The sequence below is a fragment of the Streptomyces sp. URMC 123 genome (assembly GCF_051386515.1).
Classification (GTDB): Bacteria; Actinomycetota; Actinomycetes; order Streptomycetales; family Streptomycetaceae; genus Streptomyces.
In genome coordinates this window covers 1-348 of the sequence record NZ_JBPQTV010000739.1, presented here as the reverse complement: position 1 = coordinate 348, position 348 = coordinate 1, and the positions used below count along the sequence as shown (strand labels likewise).

At 81.3% G+C, this 348-nt stretch carries 1 protein-coding gene; it reads left to right on the top strand.

The window, feature by feature from the left end:
- Positions 1-54 precede the first annotated feature (54 nt).
- A partial coding sequence (locus tag ACSNOD_RS31845; protein WP_436770530.1) for a HEAT repeat domain-containing protein occupies positions 55-348 on the top strand: 294 nt, incomplete at its 3' end.

The window sequence follows — 348 nt, the reverse complement described above, 5'->3', positions numbered from 1 at the left end:
GCGGCCGAGCCGAGCGACCCGGAGGAGGCGGTGGCCTTCGCCTCGGTGGCGGCGCTGGCCCGTCGGGCGGCGCGGGACGGCAGGGCGGGCGCGGCCGCGGCCCGGGAGCGGCTGGCGAGCGTGCTCGTCGAGCCCCAACAGCCCCTGTGGGCGCGGGAGGTGGCCGCGTTCACGCTCGGCTGCGCGGGCGACCGCCGGGCCTTCGAGACGCTGGTGCTGCTGCTCAACCACCGTGAGCCCGCCCGCTGCGCGACCGCCGCCCACGCGCTCGCCCGGCTCGGCGACCCCCGCACCGCGCGTGCCGCCGCCGCGCTGGCCACCAACCCGCTGCGCACGGCGTACGCCCTG